14 protein-coding genes are annotated in these 17,128 nt (G+C 71.0%); 9 read left to right on the top strand and 5 right to left on the bottom strand.

Annotation, left to right across the window (positions count from 1 at the left end):
• Positions 1-5 precede the first annotated feature (5 nt).
• From pyrH to rlmN, 4 genes are all read left to right on the top strand, one after another.
• Positions 6-761 (top strand): UMP kinase, encoded by a 756-nt coding sequence (gene pyrH / locus P3T37_RS31740; protein WP_280727375.1) that lies wholly within the window; start codon positions 6-8, stop codon positions 759-761.
• A 70-nt stretch (positions 762-831) separates the two neighbouring features.
• Positions 832-1,389 (top strand): ribosome recycling factor, encoded by a 558-nt coding sequence (frr, locus tag P3T37_RS31735; protein WP_280727374.1) that lies wholly within the window; start codon positions 832-834, stop codon positions 1,387-1,389.
• A gap of 152 nt (positions 1,390-1,541) precedes the next feature.
• A complete protein-coding gene (locus tag P3T37_RS31730) occupies positions 1,542-2,585 on the top strand; it encodes a phosphatidate cytidylyltransferase (RefSeq protein ID WP_280727373.1) in 1,044 nt (347 codons plus the stop codon).
• Between the two features lie 73 nt (positions 2,586-2,658).
• A complete protein-coding gene (gene rlmN, locus P3T37_RS31725) occupies positions 2,659-3,759 on the top strand; it encodes a 23S rRNA (adenine(2503)-C(2))-methyltransferase RlmN (protein WP_280727372.1) in 1,101 nt (366 codons plus the stop codon).
• Here rlmN and P3T37_RS31720 read toward each other — a convergent pair whose 3' ends face one another.
• The 4 genes from P3T37_RS31720 to P3T37_RS31705 all read right to left on the bottom strand — a co-directional run bounded on the left by P3T37_RS31720 (position 3,760) and on the right by P3T37_RS31705 (position 7,768).
• The gene (locus P3T37_RS31720; protein WP_280727371.1) at positions 3,760-4,914 is read right to left on the bottom strand and encodes a hypothetical protein; all 1,155 of its coding nucleotides are present in this window, start codon (positions 4,912-4,914) and stop codon (positions 3,760-3,762) included.
• A 19-nt stretch (positions 4,915-4,933) separates the two neighbouring features.
• Positions 4,934-5,671, bottom strand: coding sequence for an ABC transporter ATP-binding protein (locus P3T37_RS31715; protein WP_280727370.1), 738 nt, complete (start codon positions 5,669-5,671; stop codon positions 4,934-4,936).
• A 232-nt stretch (positions 5,672-5,903) separates the two neighbouring features.
• On the bottom strand, positions 5,904-7,298 hold the full coding sequence (locus tag P3T37_RS31710) for an aspartate aminotransferase family protein (protein ID WP_280727369.1): 1,395 nt from the start codon (positions 7,296-7,298) through the stop codon (positions 5,904-5,906).
• Positions 7,295-7,768 carry an Lrp/AsnC family transcriptional regulator gene (locus P3T37_RS31705; protein WP_035797714.1) on the bottom strand — a complete coding sequence of 158 codons (474 nt, stop codon included), beginning with the start codon at positions 7,766-7,768 and terminating at the stop codon, positions 7,295-7,297. Before P3T37_RS31705 ends, P3T37_RS31710 begins: the two co-directional genes overlap by 4 nt.
• A gap of 318 nt (positions 7,769-8,086) precedes the next feature.
• Here P3T37_RS31705 and P3T37_RS31700 point away from each other — a divergent pair, with 318 nt between their 5' ends.
• Positions 8,087-9,532 carry a gamma-aminobutyraldehyde dehydrogenase gene (locus P3T37_RS31700; RefSeq protein WP_280727368.1) on the top strand — a complete coding sequence of 482 codons (1,446 nt, stop codon included), beginning with the start codon at positions 8,087-8,089 and terminating at the stop codon, positions 9,530-9,532.
• Positions 9,533-9,669: 137 nt separating this feature from the next.
• The gene (locus P3T37_RS31695; RefSeq protein WP_280727367.1) at positions 9,670-11,028 is read left to right on the top strand and encodes an aspartate aminotransferase family protein; all 1,359 of its coding nucleotides are present in this window, start codon (positions 9,670-9,672) and stop codon (positions 11,026-11,028) included.
• 19 nt (positions 11,029-11,047) lie between these two features.
• On the opposite strand, the gene P3T37_RS31690 is transcribed toward P3T37_RS31695, so the two are convergent.
• On the bottom strand, positions 11,048-12,739 hold the full coding sequence (locus P3T37_RS31690; RefSeq protein ID WP_280727366.1) for a PucR family transcriptional regulator ligand-binding domain-containing protein: 1,692 nt from the start codon (positions 12,737-12,739) through the stop codon (positions 11,048-11,050).
• 184 nt (positions 12,740-12,923) lie between these two features.
• On the opposite strand from P3T37_RS31690, the gene P3T37_RS31685 reads away from it, so the two are divergent.
• The 3 genes from P3T37_RS31685 (at position 12,924) to P3T37_RS31675 (ending at position 16,772) form a co-directional block, all read left to right on the top strand.
• Positions 12,924-14,444, top strand: a complete 1,521-nt coding sequence (locus P3T37_RS31685; protein WP_280727365.1) for a gamma-aminobutyraldehyde dehydrogenase — start codon at positions 12,924-12,926, stop codon at positions 14,442-14,444.
• A gap of 127 nt (positions 14,445-14,571) precedes the next feature.
• Entirely contained in the window at positions 14,572-15,033 is a 462-nt protein-coding gene (locus P3T37_RS31680) for a hypothetical protein (RefSeq protein WP_280727364.1), read from the top strand.
• Between the two features lie 200 nt (positions 15,034-15,233).
• Positions 15,234-16,772: a CoA-acylating methylmalonate-semialdehyde dehydrogenase gene (locus P3T37_RS31675; RefSeq protein ID WP_348533302.1), complete on the top strand. Its 1,539-nt coding sequence runs from the start codon at positions 15,234-15,236 to the stop codon at positions 16,770-16,772.
• The last annotated feature ends 356 nt before the right edge of the window (positions 16,773-17,128 follow it).

Genomic DNA, 17,128 nt, shown 5'->3' with positions numbered 1-17,128 from the left:
AGTCCATGCAGGAGACCCAGGAGACCACGCCGGGGGGAACGGGTCGCCGCGTTCTGCTCAAGCTGTCCGGTGAAGCCTTCGCAGGTGGAGGCGGACTCGGCGTCGACCCCGACGTCGTCCACAAGATCGCCCGCGAGATCGCCACGGTGGTCCGCAATGGCACCGAGGTCGCCGTGGTGATCGGCGGCGGCAACTTCTTCCGCGGCGCCGAACTCCAGGTCCGCGGCATGGACCGGGCCCGCTCCGACTACATGGGCATGCTCGGCACGGTGATGAACTGCCTGGCCCTCCAGGACTTCCTGATGAAGGAAGGCATCGAGACGCGGGTGCAGACCGCGATCACGATGGGTCAGGTCGCCGAGCCCTACCTGCCGTTGCGCGCCATCCGGCACCTGGAGAAGGGCCGCGTCGTGATCTTCGGCGCCGGTATGGGCATGCCCTACTTCTCCACCGACACCACCGCCGTGCAGCGGGCCCTGGAGATCCACGCCGAGGTGCTGCTGATGGGGAAGAACGGGGTCGACGGTGTCTACGACTCCGACCCCAAGACCAACCCGGACGCCGTGCGCTTCGACGCGCTGGAGTACTCCGAGGTGATCTCGCGGGATCTCAAGGTCGCCGACCTCACCGCGATCACCCTGTGCAAGGACAACGGCCTGCCGATCCTGGTTTTCGAGCTGCTGGCGGAGGGCAATATCGCCCGCGCGGTCAACAGTGAGAAGATCGGCACACTCATCAGCCAGGATTCCGTCCGGGCCTGAGCAGTAGTCAGCCGCGCCGCACTCGCAGGCGCACCAGTACGCCACAAGGCAACCGGACAGGGAGCAGACTGTGATCGAAGAGATCCTCCTCGAGGCCGAGGAGAAGATGGAGAAGACCGTCCTGGTCGCGAAGGAAGACTTCGCCGCCATCCGCACCGGCCGGGCCCACCCGGCGATGTTCAACAAGATCGTGGCCGAGTACTACGGTGCGCTGACCCCGATCAACCAGCTCGCCTCGTTCTCCGTGCCGGAGCCCCGGATGGCGGTCATCACGCCGTTCGACAAGAGCTCGCTGCGCAACGTCGAGCAGGCGATCCGCGACTCCGACCTGGGCGTCAACCCGTCCAACGACGGTTCCATCATCCGGGTGTCGTTCCCGCAGCTGACCGAGGAACGCCGCAAGGAGTACATCAAGGTCGCCCGCACCAAGGGCGAGGACGCCAAGATCTCCATCCGGGCCGTCCGCCGCAAGGCCAAGGAGACCCTGGACAAGCTGGTCAAGGACAAGGAGAGCGGCGAGGACGAGGTCCGCCGCGCCGAGAAGGAGCTGGACGACGTCACCGCGAAGTACGTCGCGCAGGTGGACGTGCTCCTGACGCACAAGGAAGCCGAGCTGCTCGAAGTCTGATGGACGACGCCCCGAACGCCCCAGGCAGGCGGGGCGGAACCCAGCAGACCCAGGCTTCACCGGATCACCTGCGGCCGCCGACCGGACACCGAACGGGTCACGCACAGCGGCCCGCGGTGTATCCGGGGGCCGAAGCGGCACAGACTCAGTCCATGCCTCGCGTCCAGGACTCCTCACCCGAGCCGCCCCCGTCGGCGGCCGAGGAGACAGCCGTGCTCCCTTCGCTGTCCGGCCCGACCCGCGGGCCGGACAGCCCCCCGCAGACCCGACCGGCGGCCGCCGACAGCGGCCCGACTGCCGGACACCCCCACCCGGCCGGCGTGCCGTCCCACCCAGGGCAGGAGACACCTGTGGCCCAGCCCGATCCGCAGCAGCCCCGCAAGCAGCGCGGCGGCCGCAACCTGCAGGCCGCGATAGGAGTCGGGGTCGGCCTCGGTGCGGTGATCGTCGCCTCGCTCTTCGTGGTGAAGGTGCTCTTCCTCTTCGTCGTCGTCGCCGCGGTCTCGGTCGGGATCTGGGAGCTGACCAGCCGGCTCGCCGAGCGCAAGCAGGTGGATGTCCCGCTGCTGCCGTTGCTGGCCGGCGGGGTGGCCATGCTGACGACGGGCTACTGGATCGGCGCGCAGGGCGCGGCCGCGTCACTCGCGCTGACGGCGCTGGCGGTGATGGTCTGGCGGATGCGCAAGCCGCCGGAGAACTACCTGCGCGACATAACGGCCGGCGTCTTCACCGCCTTCTACGTGCCGTTCCTGGCCACCTTCGTGGCGCTGCTGCTGGCGGCCCACGACGGACCGCAGCGGATCGTGCTCTTCCTGGTGGTCACCGTCTGCAGTGACACCGGCGCCTACGCCGTCGGCTACAAGTTCGGCAAGAACAAGCTGGCCCCGACGATCAGCCCCGGCAAGACCCGCGAGGGCCTGGCCGGCGGCATTGGCCTGTCGATGCTGGCCGGTGCGCTGCTGATGCAGTGGATCATCGACGACGGCCACTGGTGGCAGGGCCTGATCCTGGGCGGGTGCGCCGCGGTCGTCGCCACCCTCGGCGACCTCGCCGAGTCGATGATCAAGCGCGACCTGGGCATCAAGGACATGGGCACGCTGCTTCCCGGCCACGGCGGCATCATGGACCGGCTGGACTCGCTGCTGCCGACCGCTCCGGTGGTCTGGCTGCTGCTGGCGGCCTTCGTCGGAAGCTGACCCACCTCACACCGTCGAGAGCCCCGGGCGCCCAGCGTCCGGGGCTTTCCCCATCTGCGACACTGGAACAACCATGCCTGCACCCGGAGAACTCACCTTCGTCGCGCCGCGCGGCGCCAAGCCCCCGCGACACCTTGCCGACCTCAGCCCCGCACAGCGCAAGGAGGCGGTCGCCGAGCTGGGCGAACAGCCGTTCCGCGCCAAGCAGCTGTCCAACCACTACTTCGGCCGGATCTCCAACGACCCGGCCGGCTGGACGGACATCCCGGCCGCGAGCCGCGAGAAGCTGACCAAGGAGCTGCTGCCCGAGCTGATGTCGGTGGTCCGGCACGTCTCCTGCGACGACGACACCACCCGCAAGACGCTCTGGAAGCTCTTCGACGGCACGCTCGTCGAGTCCGTGCTGATGCGCTACCCCGACCGGGTGACGATGTGCATCAGCTCGCAGGCCGGCTGCGGGATGAACTGCCCGTTCTGCGCCACCGGCCAGGCCGGTCTGACCCGCAACCTCTCCACCGCGGAGATCGTCGAGCAGATCGCCGCGGGCATCCGGGCGCTCAAGGCCGGCGAGATCCCCGGCGGCGAGGCCCGGCTGAGCAACGTGGTCTTCATGGGCATGGGTGAGCCGCTGGCCAACTTCAACCGGGTGCTCGCCGCGATCCGCCGGCTGACCGACCCGGCGCCGGACGGCTTCGGCATGTCGCAGCGCGGCATCACGGTCTCCACCGTCGGCCTGGTGCCGGCGATGAACCGCCTGGCGGACGAGGAGCTGAGCGTCCGGCTGGCGCTCTCCCTGCACGCGCCGGACGACGAGCTGCGCGACGAGCTGGTCCCGGTGAACACCCGCTGGAAGGTCGCCGAGGTGCTGGACGCCGCGTGGAACTACGCGGAGAAGTCCGGACGCCGGATCTCCATCGAGTACGCGCTGATCAAGGACATCAACGACCAGGCCTGGCGCGCCGACCTGCTCGGCCGGTTGATCAAGAACCACCGGGTGCACGTCAACCTGATCCCGCTCAACCCCACGCCCGGCTCCAAGTGGACCGCCTCCCGGCCCGAGGACGAGCGCGAGTTCGTCCGCCGCCTGGTCGCGCACGGCGTGCCCACCACGGTCCGCGACACCCGCGGCCAGGAGATCGACGGAGCCTGCGGCCAGCTCGCAGCCGCGGGGTAGCTAGCTGCGCAGGATGCCTGCGGCCAGCGCGGCGGTCGTCCCGCCGGTCAGCAGCAGGACGGTGCCGCCGGCCAGCCAGCGCAGGGCGGCGGCACCGAACAGCAGCTGCGGCGAGGCGCCCAGCTGGTGCAGCGTCGCCGTGGCCGGACGCCGGGCGGTGCGCAGCTCGGTCAACCGGGCGATCGCGGCCGCGGTCACGCAGCCGGTGATCAGCACCGCCTCGGCGGCCGGCAGCGGCTCGCCGCTGCGCATCCCGGGCGTCACCCACTGCCGGACGGCCGTCAGGACGACCGCGACGGTGAGCGCCAGCACGGCCGGCGGCGCGCCGAGTCGGCCGGCCTGGTCGGTCAGCCCGCGCCCGGCCAGCAGCCGACGGGCACTGGGCCGTCCCAGCGCCAGCAGCCGTCCGGCGAACGCGAGCAGCGGCCCGGTCAGCAGCGCGAGTCCCAGCGCGGCGATGCCCCAGCCGATCAGCAGGTTGACGCTGGTGCGTCCGAGGTCGGCCGGCAGCCGCAGCGGGTGCGGGTCGACGGGCGCGGCCGGGCGCAACCCGTACAGCTCCGTCAGGGTGCCGCCGAGTGCCAGTGCACCGGCCAGGACGGTCCGGGCCGGGTGGAAGTGCCGGGCCTCGGCCGGGTCGGCGCCGCCGGGCAGCTCCTCCCGTACCGGCACCGCGAAGGCCGCGGCGAGGCCGGCGGCCAGCGGCAGCAGGGTGAGCAGGGTGATCGGCGCGGCGAGCGGCAGCGCGACGCCCATCCCCAGGTCCGGCGCGAGCCAGGCGCCGGCGATGTTGTTGCGCAGCACCAGGAAGACCAGCAGCGAGACGACGCTGCCGGCGGCGCAGGCGAGGGCGATCTCGCCGGCGATCATCAGCCGGATCCAGCGCGGTCCGGCCCCGGCCGCGGTCAGCCCGGCCATCCGCTCGGGCCGCTGCGCGGGCACTGCCCGGGCGGCGATCGCGGCGAACCAGCCGACCGCGACGAGCGGCGGCAGGCACCAGAGCAGCCGGTCGGTCGCCCCGACGGGCGGGTCGCTCAGCGCCAGGCCCAGGGCCCGCAGCAGGAAGCCGGCGACCACCGCCGCGGCGACGGCGGTGAGCAGCCAGCGGCCCAGGTCGATGACCCGGTATCCCCTGACCAGGCGGAGATAGAACACCTGAGTCTCCCTCAGCCCTTCAGTACGCGGCCGGAACGGGCGTGCCGCGGCGCACCGGGGCGGCGGGTACGGGGGTGCGGCCGTCCACCAGGGCGACCGTCCGGTCGGCGTAGCGGGCGAGCTCGGGGTCGTGGGTGGCCAGCACCAGGGTGAGCTGGTGGGAGCGGGCCGCGCTGGTCAGTATCCGCAGCACCTGGTCCTGGGCCTCGCGGTGCAGCGGCGCGGTCGGGTCGTCGGCGAAGACCACCCGGGGGAGCGGCGCGAGGGCGCGGGCCACGGCGATCCGCTGGCGCTCGGTCTGCACCAGTTCGGACGGCCGGCGCTTGGCGCAGACGGTGACGTCCAGGCGCTCCAGCCAGTCGTCGGCCGCGCTGTAGGCGGCCTTGTGGCCGGCTCCCGCCAGCAGCAGCGGCAGCGCGACGTTCTCCCGGGCGGTCAGCTCGGGGACCAGCCGGGGTTCGGGGCCGACGAAGCCGAAGCGGTCGCGCCGTAGCTTCTCGCGTCCGGCCCGGCTGAGGGTGTGCACGGGGGAGCTGTTGAACCAGACCTCGCCGCGGTCCACCGGCAGCAGCGCGGACAGGCAGCCGAGCAGGGTGCTCTTGCCCGAGCCGCGCGGTCCGGTGATGGCGAGCACCTCGCCCTCGCGGATCCCGATCGAGACGTCGCGCAGCGCGGGGGTGCCGTTGTGGGACTTGACGATCCCGCGGGCCCACAGCACGTCGTTGTCCGGCGGGGCCGCAGACGGGGCCGCTGACATGGAGTTCCTCCGCCGGTCCTGGGGGCCTCTGCACGGGTGCAGGGAATGACAGTCGTCAGATTAGAACGACAAGGTCGCGCTGAGGTTGCGGCGCACCCGGTCGAGTCGGGTTATACCTGGATGAACCAGTCAGAAGATCAGCCAAAACACCGCGGGGCGGTCCCGGCAGTCCTGAGGAGGGGACTGCCGGGACCGCCCCGCGGCGGAGGGTGGGTCGGAAAGATTCAGACGATCAGATCTTCGCCCACGCGTCGGTGAGGCTGACCCGCAGGATCTGCTCGATCTCGTCGAAGGTCGACTGGTTCGAGATCAGCGGCGGGGCCAGCTGGATGACCGGGTCGCCACGGTCGTCGGCGCGGCAGTACAGGCCGTTGTCGAAGAGCGCCTTCGACAGGAAGCCGTAGAGCACGCGCTCGACCTCGTCGTCGTTGAACGACTCCTTGGTGACCTTGTCCTTGACGAGCTCGATGCCGTAGAAGTACCCGTTGCCGCGGACGTCGCCGACGATCGGCAGGTCGCGCAGCTTGCCCAGGGTGCCCAGGAAGGCGGCCTCGTTGTCGAGGACGTGCTGGTTGAGGCCCTCGCGCTCGAAGATGTCGAGGTTGGCCAGTGCCACCGCGGAGGAGACCGGGTGGCCACCGAAGGTGTAGCCGTGCAGGAAGGTGTTGTCACCCTTGTAGAACGGCTCGGCGAGGCGGTCCGAGATGATCGTGGCGCCGATCGGGGAGTAGCCCGAGGTCATGCCCTTGGCGCAGGTGATCATGTCGGGCTGGTAGCCGAACTTGTCGGCGCCGAACATGGTGCCCAGACGGCCGAAGGCGCAGATGACCTCGTCCGAGACGAGCAGCACGTCGTGCCGGTCGCAGATCTCGCGCACGCGCTGGAAGTACCCGGGCGGCGGCGGGAAGCAGCCACCGGCGTTCTGCACCGGCTCGAGGAAGACGGCGGCGACGGTGTCGGCGCCCTCGTTGAGGATCGCGACCTCGATCTCGTCGGCGCACCAGCGGCCGTACGCCTCGGGGTCGACCGTGCCGTCGGCGCTCTCCAGGAACGCGGGGGCGCGGTAGATGTTGGTGTTCGGGGCCCGGAAGGTGCCCGGCACCAGCGGCTCGAACGGGGCCTTCAGGCCCGGCAGGCCGGTGATCGACAGGGCGCCCTGCGGGGTGCCGTGGTAGGCGACCGCACGCGAGATGACCTTGTGCTTGGTCGGCTTGCCGGTCAGCTTGAAGAACTGCTTGGCCAGCTTCCAGGCGGTCTCGACCGCCTCGCCGCCACCGGTGGAGAAGAAGACCTTGTTCAGGTCGCCCGGGGCGTAGTGCGCCAGCCGCTCGGCCAGCTCGATGGCCTTCGGGTGGGCGTAGCTCCACACCGGGAAGAAGGCCAGCTCGGCGGCCTGCTTGGCGGCCACCTCGGCGAGCTCGCGGCGGCCGTGGCCGGCGTTGACCACGAACAGGCCGGAGAGGCCGTCCAGGTACTTCTTGCCGTTGGTGTCCCAGATGTAGGTGCCCTCGCCCTTGACGATCGTCGGCACGGGGGCGTTCTCGTACGACGACATGCGGGTGAAGTGCATCCACAGGTGGTCGTAGGCGGTCTTCGAAAGGTCCTTCGGTGCCGGGTCGGCGCTCATCGGGTGCCCCAGGTGTAGGTCTGTTTCCGGAGTTTCAGGTAAACGAAGCTCTCGGTCCTCCGCACGCCGGGAAGCGCACGGATTCGCTTGTTGATCATTTCGAGCAGGTGCTCGTCGTCCTCGCACACCAGCTCGGCCAGGAGGTCGAACGAGCCGGCGGTGCAGACCACGTAGTCGACCTCGTCGAGGGCGGCCAGCGCGTCGGCGACCGGCTCGATATCTCCCTCGACGTTGATCCCGACCATCGCCTGCCGGGTGAATCCGACGGTCAGCGGGTCGGTGACGGCGACGATCTGCATCACGCCCTGGTCGAGCAGTTTCTGGACCCGCTGCCGGACGGCGGCCTCGGAGAGGCCGACGGCCTTGCCGATGGTCGCGTACGCGCGGCGGCCGTCCTCCTGCAGCTGCTCGATGATCGCCTTGGAGACGGAGTCGAGGGGAACGCTGCTGTTCCGGTCGCGGTTGGCCACGCCGCCACTGTGCCTGATCGCTGGTGTGTTCGCAAGTGGATCGGATACTGATTTCGTCGTCCGGATCAGAAATCGATGCGGATTTCATCGTGATCCGCGCACGGGTATGTCGATTCCAGCAAGAATGCGGTTACCCTGGCGAGGTCACCCGCGCGCCCGCCAGCTGGGCGTACGCTCCCCACCAGTGGACCGTGTCGTACCCGACCCGGCCACTCGGCGCTCCGCCGAGCGCCGTGCCTGGTCAACCGTCCGGGTCCACTGGCAGAGCCCCCCGCCGGACCAGCGCCACCGCGCCGTCCGCAACCCGAGGAGAGAGTCGTGAGCGACCTTCGTACGCTGCGCAACTACATCAACGGCGAGTTCGTCGACGCGGCGGACGGCCGCACGCTGGAGGTGGTCGACCCGACCACCGGTCAGGCGTACGCGACCTCCCCGCTGTCGGGTGCGGCCGACGTCGACGCCGCGATGGCCTCGGCTGCCGCCGCCTTCCGGACCTGGCGCGACGCGACGCCGTCGACCCGGCAGAAGCTGCTGCTGAAGATCGCCGACGCGGTCGAGGCGCGGGCGGACGAGCTGGTGGACGCCGAGTGTCGCAACACCGGCAAGCCGCGCGGGCTCACCCTGTCGGAGGAGATCGGCCCGATGGCCGACCAGATCCGCTTCTTCGCCGGCGCCGCCCGTCTGCTGGAGGGCAAGGCCGCGGGCGAGTACATGGACGGGATGACCTCGATCGTGCGCCGCGAGCCGGTCGGCGTCTGCGCCCAGGTCGCGCCGTGGAACTACCCGATGATGATGGCGGTCTGGAAGTTCGCGCCGGCCATCGCCGCGGGCAACACCGTGGTCCTCAAGCCCTCCGACACCACGCCGGCCTCCACCGTGCTGCTGGCCGAGATCGTCGGCGGCATCCTGGCCGACCTCGGCCTGCCGGCCGGCGTCTTCAACGTGATCTGCGGTGACCGCGAGACCGGCCGCCTGATGGTCGAGCACCACACCCCGGCGATGGCCTCCATCACCGGCTCGGTCCGGGCCGGCATCCAGGTGGCCGCCAGCGCCGCCAAGGACGTCAAGCGGGTCCACCTGGAGCTGGGCGGCAAGGCCCCGGTGGTGGTCTTCGAGGACGCCGACATCGCCGAGGCGGTCGAGGGCATCTCGGTGGCCGGCTTCTTCAACGCCGGTCAGGACTGCACCGCCGCCACCCGCGTGCTGGTGCACGAGTCCATCCACGACGCCTTCGTGACGGCGCTGGCCAAGGCCGCCGCCGAGACGAAGACCGGCGGCGTGGACGACGAGGACGTGCTCTACGGCCCGCTCAACAACGCCAACCAGCTGGCGCAGGTGACCGGCTTCATCGACCGCCTGCCGGCGCACGCCAAGGTCGAGGCGGGCGGCCACCGGGTCGGCGAGGTCGGCTACTTCTACGCCCCCACCGTGGTCTCCGGCCTCAACCAGGACGACGAGATCATCCAGAACGAGGTCTTCGGCCCGGTGATCACCGTGCAGAAGTTCACCGACGAGGAGCAGGCCGTCTCCTACGCCAACGGGGTGGAGTTCGCGCTGGCCTCCTCCGTCTGGACGAAGGACCACGCCCGCGCCATGCGGATGTCCCGGGTGCTCGACTTCGGCTGCGTGTGGATCAACACCCACATCCCGCTGGTCGCCGAGATGCCGCACGGCGGCTTCAAGAAGTCCGGCTACGGCAAGGACCTCTCCTCGTACGGCTTCGAGGACTACACCCGGATCAAGCACGTCATGACGGCCATCTGATCCGATCGTCCGACTGCTCTGCCGCGGGCCCGGGAGGCACTCCCGGGCCCGCGCGTTTGCCACCCTGTCGGCTGTCGGGGTGACCGCCTGACAAGATGCCGCTGCACGGCGGCGGCGCCCTTCCCTACCCTTGCGATATGAGCATCCCCACTGCCGATCCCGCCGCCGGGCTGGCCGTCAAGGCCGCCGACCGCGCACACGTCTTCCACTCGTGGTCCGCACAGGCCCTGATCGACCCCCTCGCGGTGGCCGGGGCCGAGGGCTCGTACTTCTGGGACTACGAGGGCAACCGCTTCCTCGACTTCTCCTCCCAGCTGGTGAACACCAACATCGGCCACCAGCACCCCAAGGTCGTCGCCGCGATCCAGGAGCAGGCCGCCAAGCTCTGCACGCTCGCCCCCGGCTTCGCCGTCGAGCCGCGCAGCGAGGCCGCCCGGCTGATCGCCGAGCGCACCCCCGGCGACCTCGACAAGATCTTCTTCACCAACGGCGGCGCCGAGGCGGTCGAGAACGCCGTCCGGATGGCCCGGCTGCACACCGGCCGGCAGAAGATCATGTCCACCTACCGCTCGTACCACGGCGCCACCGGCAACGCGATCGCCCTGACCGGCGACCCGCGCCGCTGGCCGAGCGAGACCGGCATCTCCGGCGTCGTGCACTTCTGGGGCCCGTACGCCTACCGCTCGCACTTCCACGCCGAGAACGAGGCGCAGGAGTGCGAGCGCGCGCTGGCGCACCTGGAGGAGGTGATCGCCTTCGAGGGTCCGCAGACCGTCGCCGCGATCATCCTGGAGTCCGTCGTCGGCACCGCCGGCATCCTGATCCCGCCGCCCGGCTACCTGGCCGGCGTCCGCGAGATCTGCGATCGGTACGGGATCGTCTTCATCCTGGACGAGGTGATGTCCGGCTTCGGGCGCACCGGCGAGTGGTTCGCCGCCGACCACTGGGGTGTCGTCCCCGACCTGCTGACCTTCGCCAAGGGCGTCAACTCCGGCTACGTGCCGCTGGGCGGCGTCGCGATCAGCGCCGAGATCGCCGCGACCTTCGCCGAGCGGCCGTTCCCGGGCGGGCTCACCTACTCCGGCCACCCGCTGGCCTGCGCCTCCGCCGTCGCCACCATCAACGCGATGGCCGAGGAGGGCATCGTGGAGAACGCCAAGCGGATCGGCGAGCAGGTGCTCGGCCCCGGCCTGCGCGAGCTGGCGGAGCGGCACCCCTCGATCGGCGAGGTGCGCGGCCTGGGCGTCTTCTGGGCGCTGGACCTGGTCAAGGACCGCAGCACCCGCGAGCCGCTGGTCGGCTACAACGCGGCGGGCGCGGCCAACGGTCCGATGGCCGAGCTGGCGGCGGCGTGCAAGAAGCGCGGGCTGTGGCCGTTCACCAACATGAACCGCTTCCACGTGGTGCCGCCGTGCACCGTCAGCGAGGAGGAGGCCAAGACCGGTCTCGCCGTGCTGGACGAGGCGCTCAGCGTGGCGGACAAGTACACGGTCTGACCCGCGTCCGTGGCCCTGCTCAGCGCCGGACGGCGTCCAGCGCGAGCAGGGCCACGTGCAGGGAGAGGCAGGACTCCACCTGGTCCAGGTCCACGGCCAGGATCCGCTCCACCTTGTGCAGCCGGTCGTAGAAGGACGGCCGCGACAGATGCGCCGCGTCTGCCGCGGCCGACTTGTTCCTGCCCTGCTCCAGGTAGACCCGCAGCAGCGGTACCAACTGCGAGCCGTGCTCGGCGTCGTGTGCCAGCAGCGGACCCAACTCGCGCTCCACGTAGGTCTGCAGGCGGGCGTCCTCGCGCAGCAGGTGCAGCAGGCCGCGCAGCCGGACGTCCGGCAGGCGGTAGTACGAGGCCGCTCGCGCGCCCGGCGCGTCGTGCAGCGCGGCGTCCGCGACCTGGGTGGCCTCCATCAGGGTGCGCCGCGCGTCGCGCACCGACCCCACCGAGGAGCCCACCGCGATCACCGGCTCCGCGATCTCGCGCGAGGGCGCCTCCTTGCCGCTGTCCGCCGACAACTTGCGCAGTGCGGCCGCGAACGCTTCGAGCGCCGTGTGCTCGTCCTGCTGCGAGCCGAGGGCGACCAGCAGGCCGACGCCGTCGTCGTCGAGTGCGCCGACCAGAGCGGCGAGTCGGCAGGATCGGGCGGCGGTGGCGGCCAGTTCGGTGAAGTCCCGCAGGCGGGACTGCGCCTCCAGCGCGGCCGGGATCAGCCCGCCGCGCTGCCGCAGCACCACGCCGACCAGTCGGCGGCCCTCCAGCGGTACGCCCAACGCCTGGGCCCGCAGGGCGACTTCGGAGACCGTCAGGGCATGCGTGAGGATGCCGGAGAGCAGCGTGCGGTGGGTCTGGCGTTCCAGGCTCTCCCGGTCGCGGACCAGCAGCCGGTTGAGCGCCAGGGTGGCTGCGCCGCGTTCCAGCAGCATCGCGAGCGGGCCTTCCTGCCCGTTGTCCGCGCGCCCGCCCGGCTCGTTCACCAGGACCAGGCGCCCCCAGTCCTGCCCGCGCGCTCCCACGGTGGTCACCAGCCAGCCGCTGCGCGGGTCGTAGCCGGTCCGGCCGGTCGGGCGCACGCCGCGCGAGCGGCGCTCCCAGTCCTCCAGCAGCTCGTTCTCCGGGCTGCCCGCCGAGTCGTGCGCCAGCACCTGGTGGCTGAGGTTCTCCAGGACGACCGGGGCACTGGCCATCCGGGCGATCTGCCGCAGCACCTCGTTGGGCTCGGCGCCCTCGACTGCCAGCTCGTTGAAGACCTGGTGCACCGCCTCGGAGGCGCGCAGCTGCTCCAGCTGCGCGTTGACCACCAGCGCGTGCACGGCCTCGGTGATCGCGACGAAGCGCAGTTCGCGGCGGAGCACGATGACCGGCAGGCCGCGCTGCTCGGCGGCGTGCACCAGGGCCCGGGGCAGCGAGTCGAAGTAGCGGCGGCCGAACTCCACCACCAGGCCGGCCGCGCCGACCTCCACCAGCTCGCGGACGTAGCGGGCGAGGCCGTCGCGGTCCTCGGGCAGCGCGATGCCGGTGGTGAGCACCAGCTCGCCGCCCTGCAGCACGCCCGCCACGTCGTGCAGCTCGCTGACGTGCACCCAGCGCACCAACCGCTCCAGCTGGTCGGCGCCGGCGACCACCTGCGGCAGGCCGCGCCGCATCACGTCGAGGTCGAGCACGCGGGCGACGGTGGGGAGCACGGCGGTGTCCTCCTGGCTGTGGGGGAGCAAGGTGTCAGGTGAATCATGCATCCTGGCGACGACCTGTTGCCCGTCCGAGCCGTTGGCACTCTGTAAGGCCCTTGCCGGATCGGCTGGCGGAGTGAGTCTTGTCCGGTTTGTCGGTGAGCGGGCATCGTCGGCGAGCCGGAGCGGTTGGAATGGGCGGCATGGGCACGCGGAGGAGAACCGAACAATGGATCTGACCAGCTTCACGGACGGCGCACAGTACATCGCGGGCAAGTTGACCGGTGGCACCGGCAGCGAGTCCTTCGACGTGGTCAACCCCGCCGACGGCAGCACCGTCGAGCGGGTACGGCTGGCCTCGACGGCGGACGTCGACGCTGCGGTGGCCGCGGCCGCCGCAGCCCTGCCCGACTGGTCGCGGGCCACGCCCGGCAGCCGCTCGGAGGCGCTGCTGCGCCTCAGCGCGATCCTGGCCGACCGCGCCGAGGACTTCGCCCGGGTGGAGACCGCGCAGACCGGCAAGCCGATCAAGCTCTCGACCGAGTTCGACGTGCCCGGAACGATCGACAACACCGCCTTCTTCGCCGGGGCCGCCCGCAACCTGGAGGGCAAGGCGGCCGGCGAGTACTCGGGCGACCACACGTCCTACGTGCGCCGCGAGCCGATCGGCGTGGTCGGCTCGATCTCGCCGTGGAACTACCCGCTGCAGATGGCGGCCTGGAAGATCCTGCCGGCCATCGCGGCCGGCAACACCATCGTGCTCAAGCCCGCCGAGCTGACGCCGCTCACCTCGCTGATGTTCGCCCGGGCCTGCACCGAGGCGGGCATCCCCGACGGCGTGGTCAACGTCGTCACCGGCGCCGGGCGCTCGGCGGGCGAGCACCTGGTCTCGCACCCGGGCGTCTCGATGGTCTCCTTCACCGGCTCGACGCCGGTCGGCAAGCGGGTCGCCGAGCTGGCCACCGCGACCGTCAAGCGGACGCACCTGGAGCTCGGCGGCAAGGCACCGTTCGTGGTCTTCGAGGACGCGGACCTGGACGCCGCCGTGCACGGCGCGGTGGCCGGCTCGCTGATCAACAGCGGCCAGGACTGCACCGCCGCGACCCGCGCATACGTCCAGCGCCCGCTCTACGAGGCCTTCGTGGCGGGGGTGGCCGAGCTCTTCGCGGCCGTCCGGCTCGGCGACCCGCTGAACCCGCGGACCGACCTGGGCCCGCTGGTCTCCTTCACCCACCGCGACCGGGTGGCCGGCTTCGTCGAGCGCGCCCGCGGCTACGGCGCGCGGGTGGTCACCGGCGGCGCGGCCCCGGAGGTCGGCCACGACGGCACCGACCTGACCCGCGGCGCGTACTACCGGCCGACGCTGATCACCGACGTCGCGCAGGACAGCGAGGTGGTGCAGGGCGAGATCTTCGGCCCGGTGCTGGTGGTACTGCCCTTCGACTCGGACGACGAGGGCATGCGGCTGGCCAACGACACGCCGTACGGCCTGGCGGCCTCGGCCTGGACCCGCGACATCCAGCGCTCGCTGCGGGCGACCCGGGAGATCGCCGCCGGGTGCGTCTGGATCAACGACCACATCCCGATCATCAGCGAGATGCCGCACGGCGGTTACAAGTCCTCCGGCTTCGGCAAGGACATGTCGCAGTACTCGCTCGACGAGTACACGCAGGTCAAGCACGTCATGTACGACATCACGGCGGTCGCTCGGAAGGACTGGCACCGCACGGTCTTCGGCGACCGCGCCTGACCGCACCCGCAGGACCGCGGGCCGGACCTGTGCAGCCGGACCTGTGTAAGAGAACCGCAGCTCAGCGCTCTCTCCTCGTGGACGGCGGCTTCGATGCCCGCCGCGTCGGGCGAGCAGAGGACGAGCCATGGAGAGCACCGGACCCACCACCGCGGTGGAGTGGTTGTCGGCCGCCGCGCCGGACCCGCAGGCGTGTCGGCGCGAGTGGCACCGCAGCGGACTGGGCGTGGTGCTGCTGCCGGCCGGGCGGCTCTGGGACGTCCTGTTGGTCCCCGGGCCGCTCGGGCACCCGGCGCTGAAGGTGCTCGGGCCGTTGCTCGGCGGGCACGGGCCGGTGCTGGTCGATCCGGGTGACGGGACCGTGGGGTTCTTCGTCCCCGTCGGCACGGCCGCCTGGTGGGTGGGGACGGGCGTGCGCGGCGCGGGGGACGGCACCTGGGTCCTGGTGCCGCACCCGGACCGCCGAGGGCGGGGCCTGCACTGGCTGGTCCCGCCGGACGGGTCGGGTGCGCTCAACGACCCCGTCCTGCTGGAACTCGCGCTGCACGAGGCTGCGGGCGGGCTCGGTGGGGCGCGGGAGCATCCGTGAGAAGCAGGAGGGTACGAGCTGTAAGGCCAACCGGGGTATCTCCAGCAGTGTGCTCGTTGAGCCGGGGTGCAGGGGCGAGCAGACTGGGAGGAGAGCGCGGTAGCGCCGTGATCCCCGCCGCCCGGCGCAGAGCCCGGGCGGCGCCGCACAAGGGTCCGGCGGGCAGCTGAGCCGCCCGGGAACTTCGGAGGCAGACGACCTTGAGCAAGCCCACCACGAACAAGCACTGCACCCACTGGATCAACGGTGCGTCGGTTCCGACCGCGGGTGTCGCACCCCGCCGCGGCGACATCTACGACCCGGCCACCGGTCGGATCTCCGGCCAGGTCGACTTCGCCGGAATCGCCGAGGTCGACCAGGCCGTCAGCTCCGCGGTCTCGGCGTTCGCCGAGTGGCGCAACGCCTCGATCGCCAAGCGCACCTCGGTGCTCTTCGCCTTCCGCGAGCTCTTCAACGCCCGCAAGGACGAGCTGGCCGCGATCATCGTGTCCGAGCACGGCAAGGTGCACTCGGACGCGCTCGGCGAACTGGCCCGCGGCCAGGAGGTCGTGGAGTACGCCTGCGGCATCCCGCAGCTGCTCAAGGGCGGCTTCACCGAGCAGGCCTCCACCGGGATCGACGTCTACTCGATCCGCCAGCCGCTGGGTCCGGTCGCGATCATCTCGCCGTTCAACTTCCCCGCGATGGTGCCGATGTGGTTCTTCCCGCTGGCGATCGCGGCGGGCAACACGGTGATCCTCAAGCCCTCCGAGAAGGACCCGTCCGCGGCGAACTTCATCGCGCAGCTCTGGAAGGAGGCCGGTCTCCCCGACGGCGTCTTCAACGTCGTGCACGGTGACAAGGTCGCGGTCGACCGCCTGCTGGAGCACCCCGACGTCAAGTCGGTCAGCTTCGTCGGCTCCACCCCGATCGCCCGCTACGTCTACGAGACCGGTACCCGCTACGGCAAGCGGGTGCAGGCGCTGGGCGGCGCCAAGAACCACATGCTGGTCCTGCCCGACGCCGACCTCGACCTGAGCGCCGACGCGGCCATCAACGCCGGCTTCGGCGCGGCCGGCGAGCGCTGCATGGCGGTCTCGGTGCTGGTCGCGGTCGACCCGATCGGCGACGAGCTGGTCGACAAGATCAAGCAGCGGATGGCCGAGCTGAAGGTCGGCCCCGGCTGCAACGGCGACTCCGAGATGGGCCCGCTGGTCACCGGCCAGCACCGCGACAAGGTGACCTCGTACGTCGAGTCCGGTATTGCGGACGGCGCGGAGCTGGCCGTCGACGGCCGGAAGCATTCGATCACCGAGACGGACATCGACGGTGGTGTCACGACGGACGGCTTCTGGCTCGGCCCGACGCTCTTCGACCATGTGAAGCCGGGCATGTCCGTCTACAACGACGAGATCTTCGGCCCGATCCTCTCGGTGGTCCGGGTCTCCTCCTACGAGGAGGGCCTGGAGCTCATCAACGCCAACCCGTACGGCAACGGGACCGCCATCTTCACCAACGACGGCGGCGCGGCGCGGCGCTTCCAGCACGAGGTGGAGGTCGGCATGGTCGGTATCAACGTGCCGATCCCGGTGCCGGTCGCCTACTACTCGTTCGGCGGCTGGAAGGCCTCGCTGTTCGGCGACACGCACGCCTACGGCCCGGACGGCGTGCAGTTCTTCACCCGGGGCAAGGCCGTCACGCAGCGCTGGCTCGACCCCTCGCACGGTGGCATCAACCTGGGGTTCCCGACCAACAGCTGATCCCTCACGTCACGCTCGCGTGACGCGATCCGGCCGGCCCGCCCGCAGCTCGTCTGCGCAGGCGGGCCGGCCGTGTTTGCATCGGCTCCCGTCAGGGCGTAGTGTTCCCTAGTCGCTCGGCAGGGAGCACCGGACACGCATCGGCGCGGACGGTCCCGGGGCGGCCACTCTCCTGAAACACCATTTCCCAGCAATGCATTTCGCCTTTCTGCGCGTCGTCGCAGGGGGCGTTGTTTTGCTGTGCTGGCATTTCGGTGAGTAGGGCCGGATTCGCTTTTCGGAGCGGGGCTGGGCTAAAGTTCAACACGTCGGACAGGCCGTCAGGTCGGTTACGGCGAAGGCCACTTGAGGCCGAG

The organism is Kitasatospora sp. MAA4 (genome assembly GCF_029893355.1).
GTDB lineage: Bacteria > Actinomycetota > Actinomycetes > Streptomycetales > Streptomycetaceae > Kitasatospora.
Note: the sequence above shows the minus strand (reverse complement) of the source record. Positions and strands in the feature narration are given on the sequence as shown.

Bases quoted from the DNA above. Each gene is read 5' to 3' on its own strand.
- P3T37_RS31730 (WP_280727373.1), top strand. From the start codon at position 1,542: ATGCCTCGCGTCCAGGACTCCTCACCCGAGCCGCCCCCGTCGGCGGCC.
- P3T37_RS31685 (WP_280727365.1), top strand. From the start codon at position 12,924: ATGGATCTGACCAGCTTCACGGACGGCGCACAGTACATCGCGGGCAAG.
- rlmN (WP_280727372.1), top strand. From the start codon at position 2,659: ATGCCTGCACCCGGAGAACTCACCTTCGTCGCGCCGCGCGGCGCCAAG.
- P3T37_RS31715 (WP_280727370.1), bottom strand. From the start codon at position 5,671: ATGTCAGCGGCCCCGTCTGCGGCCCCGCCGGACAACGACGTGCTGTGG.
- P3T37_RS31695 (WP_280727367.1), top strand. From the start codon at position 9,670: ATGAGCATCCCCACTGCCGATCCCGCCGCCGGGCTGGCCGTCAAGGCC.
- P3T37_RS31680 (WP_280727364.1), top strand. From the start codon at position 14,572: ATGGAGAGCACCGGACCCACCACCGCGGTGGAGTGGTTGTCGGCCGCC.
- pyrH (WP_280727375.1), top strand. From the start codon at position 6: ATGCAGGAGACCCAGGAGACCACGCCGGGGGGAACGGGTCGCCGCGTT.
- P3T37_RS31710 (WP_280727369.1), bottom strand. From the start codon at position 7,298: ATGAGCGCCGACCCGGCACCGAAGGACCTTTCGAAGACCGCCTACGAC.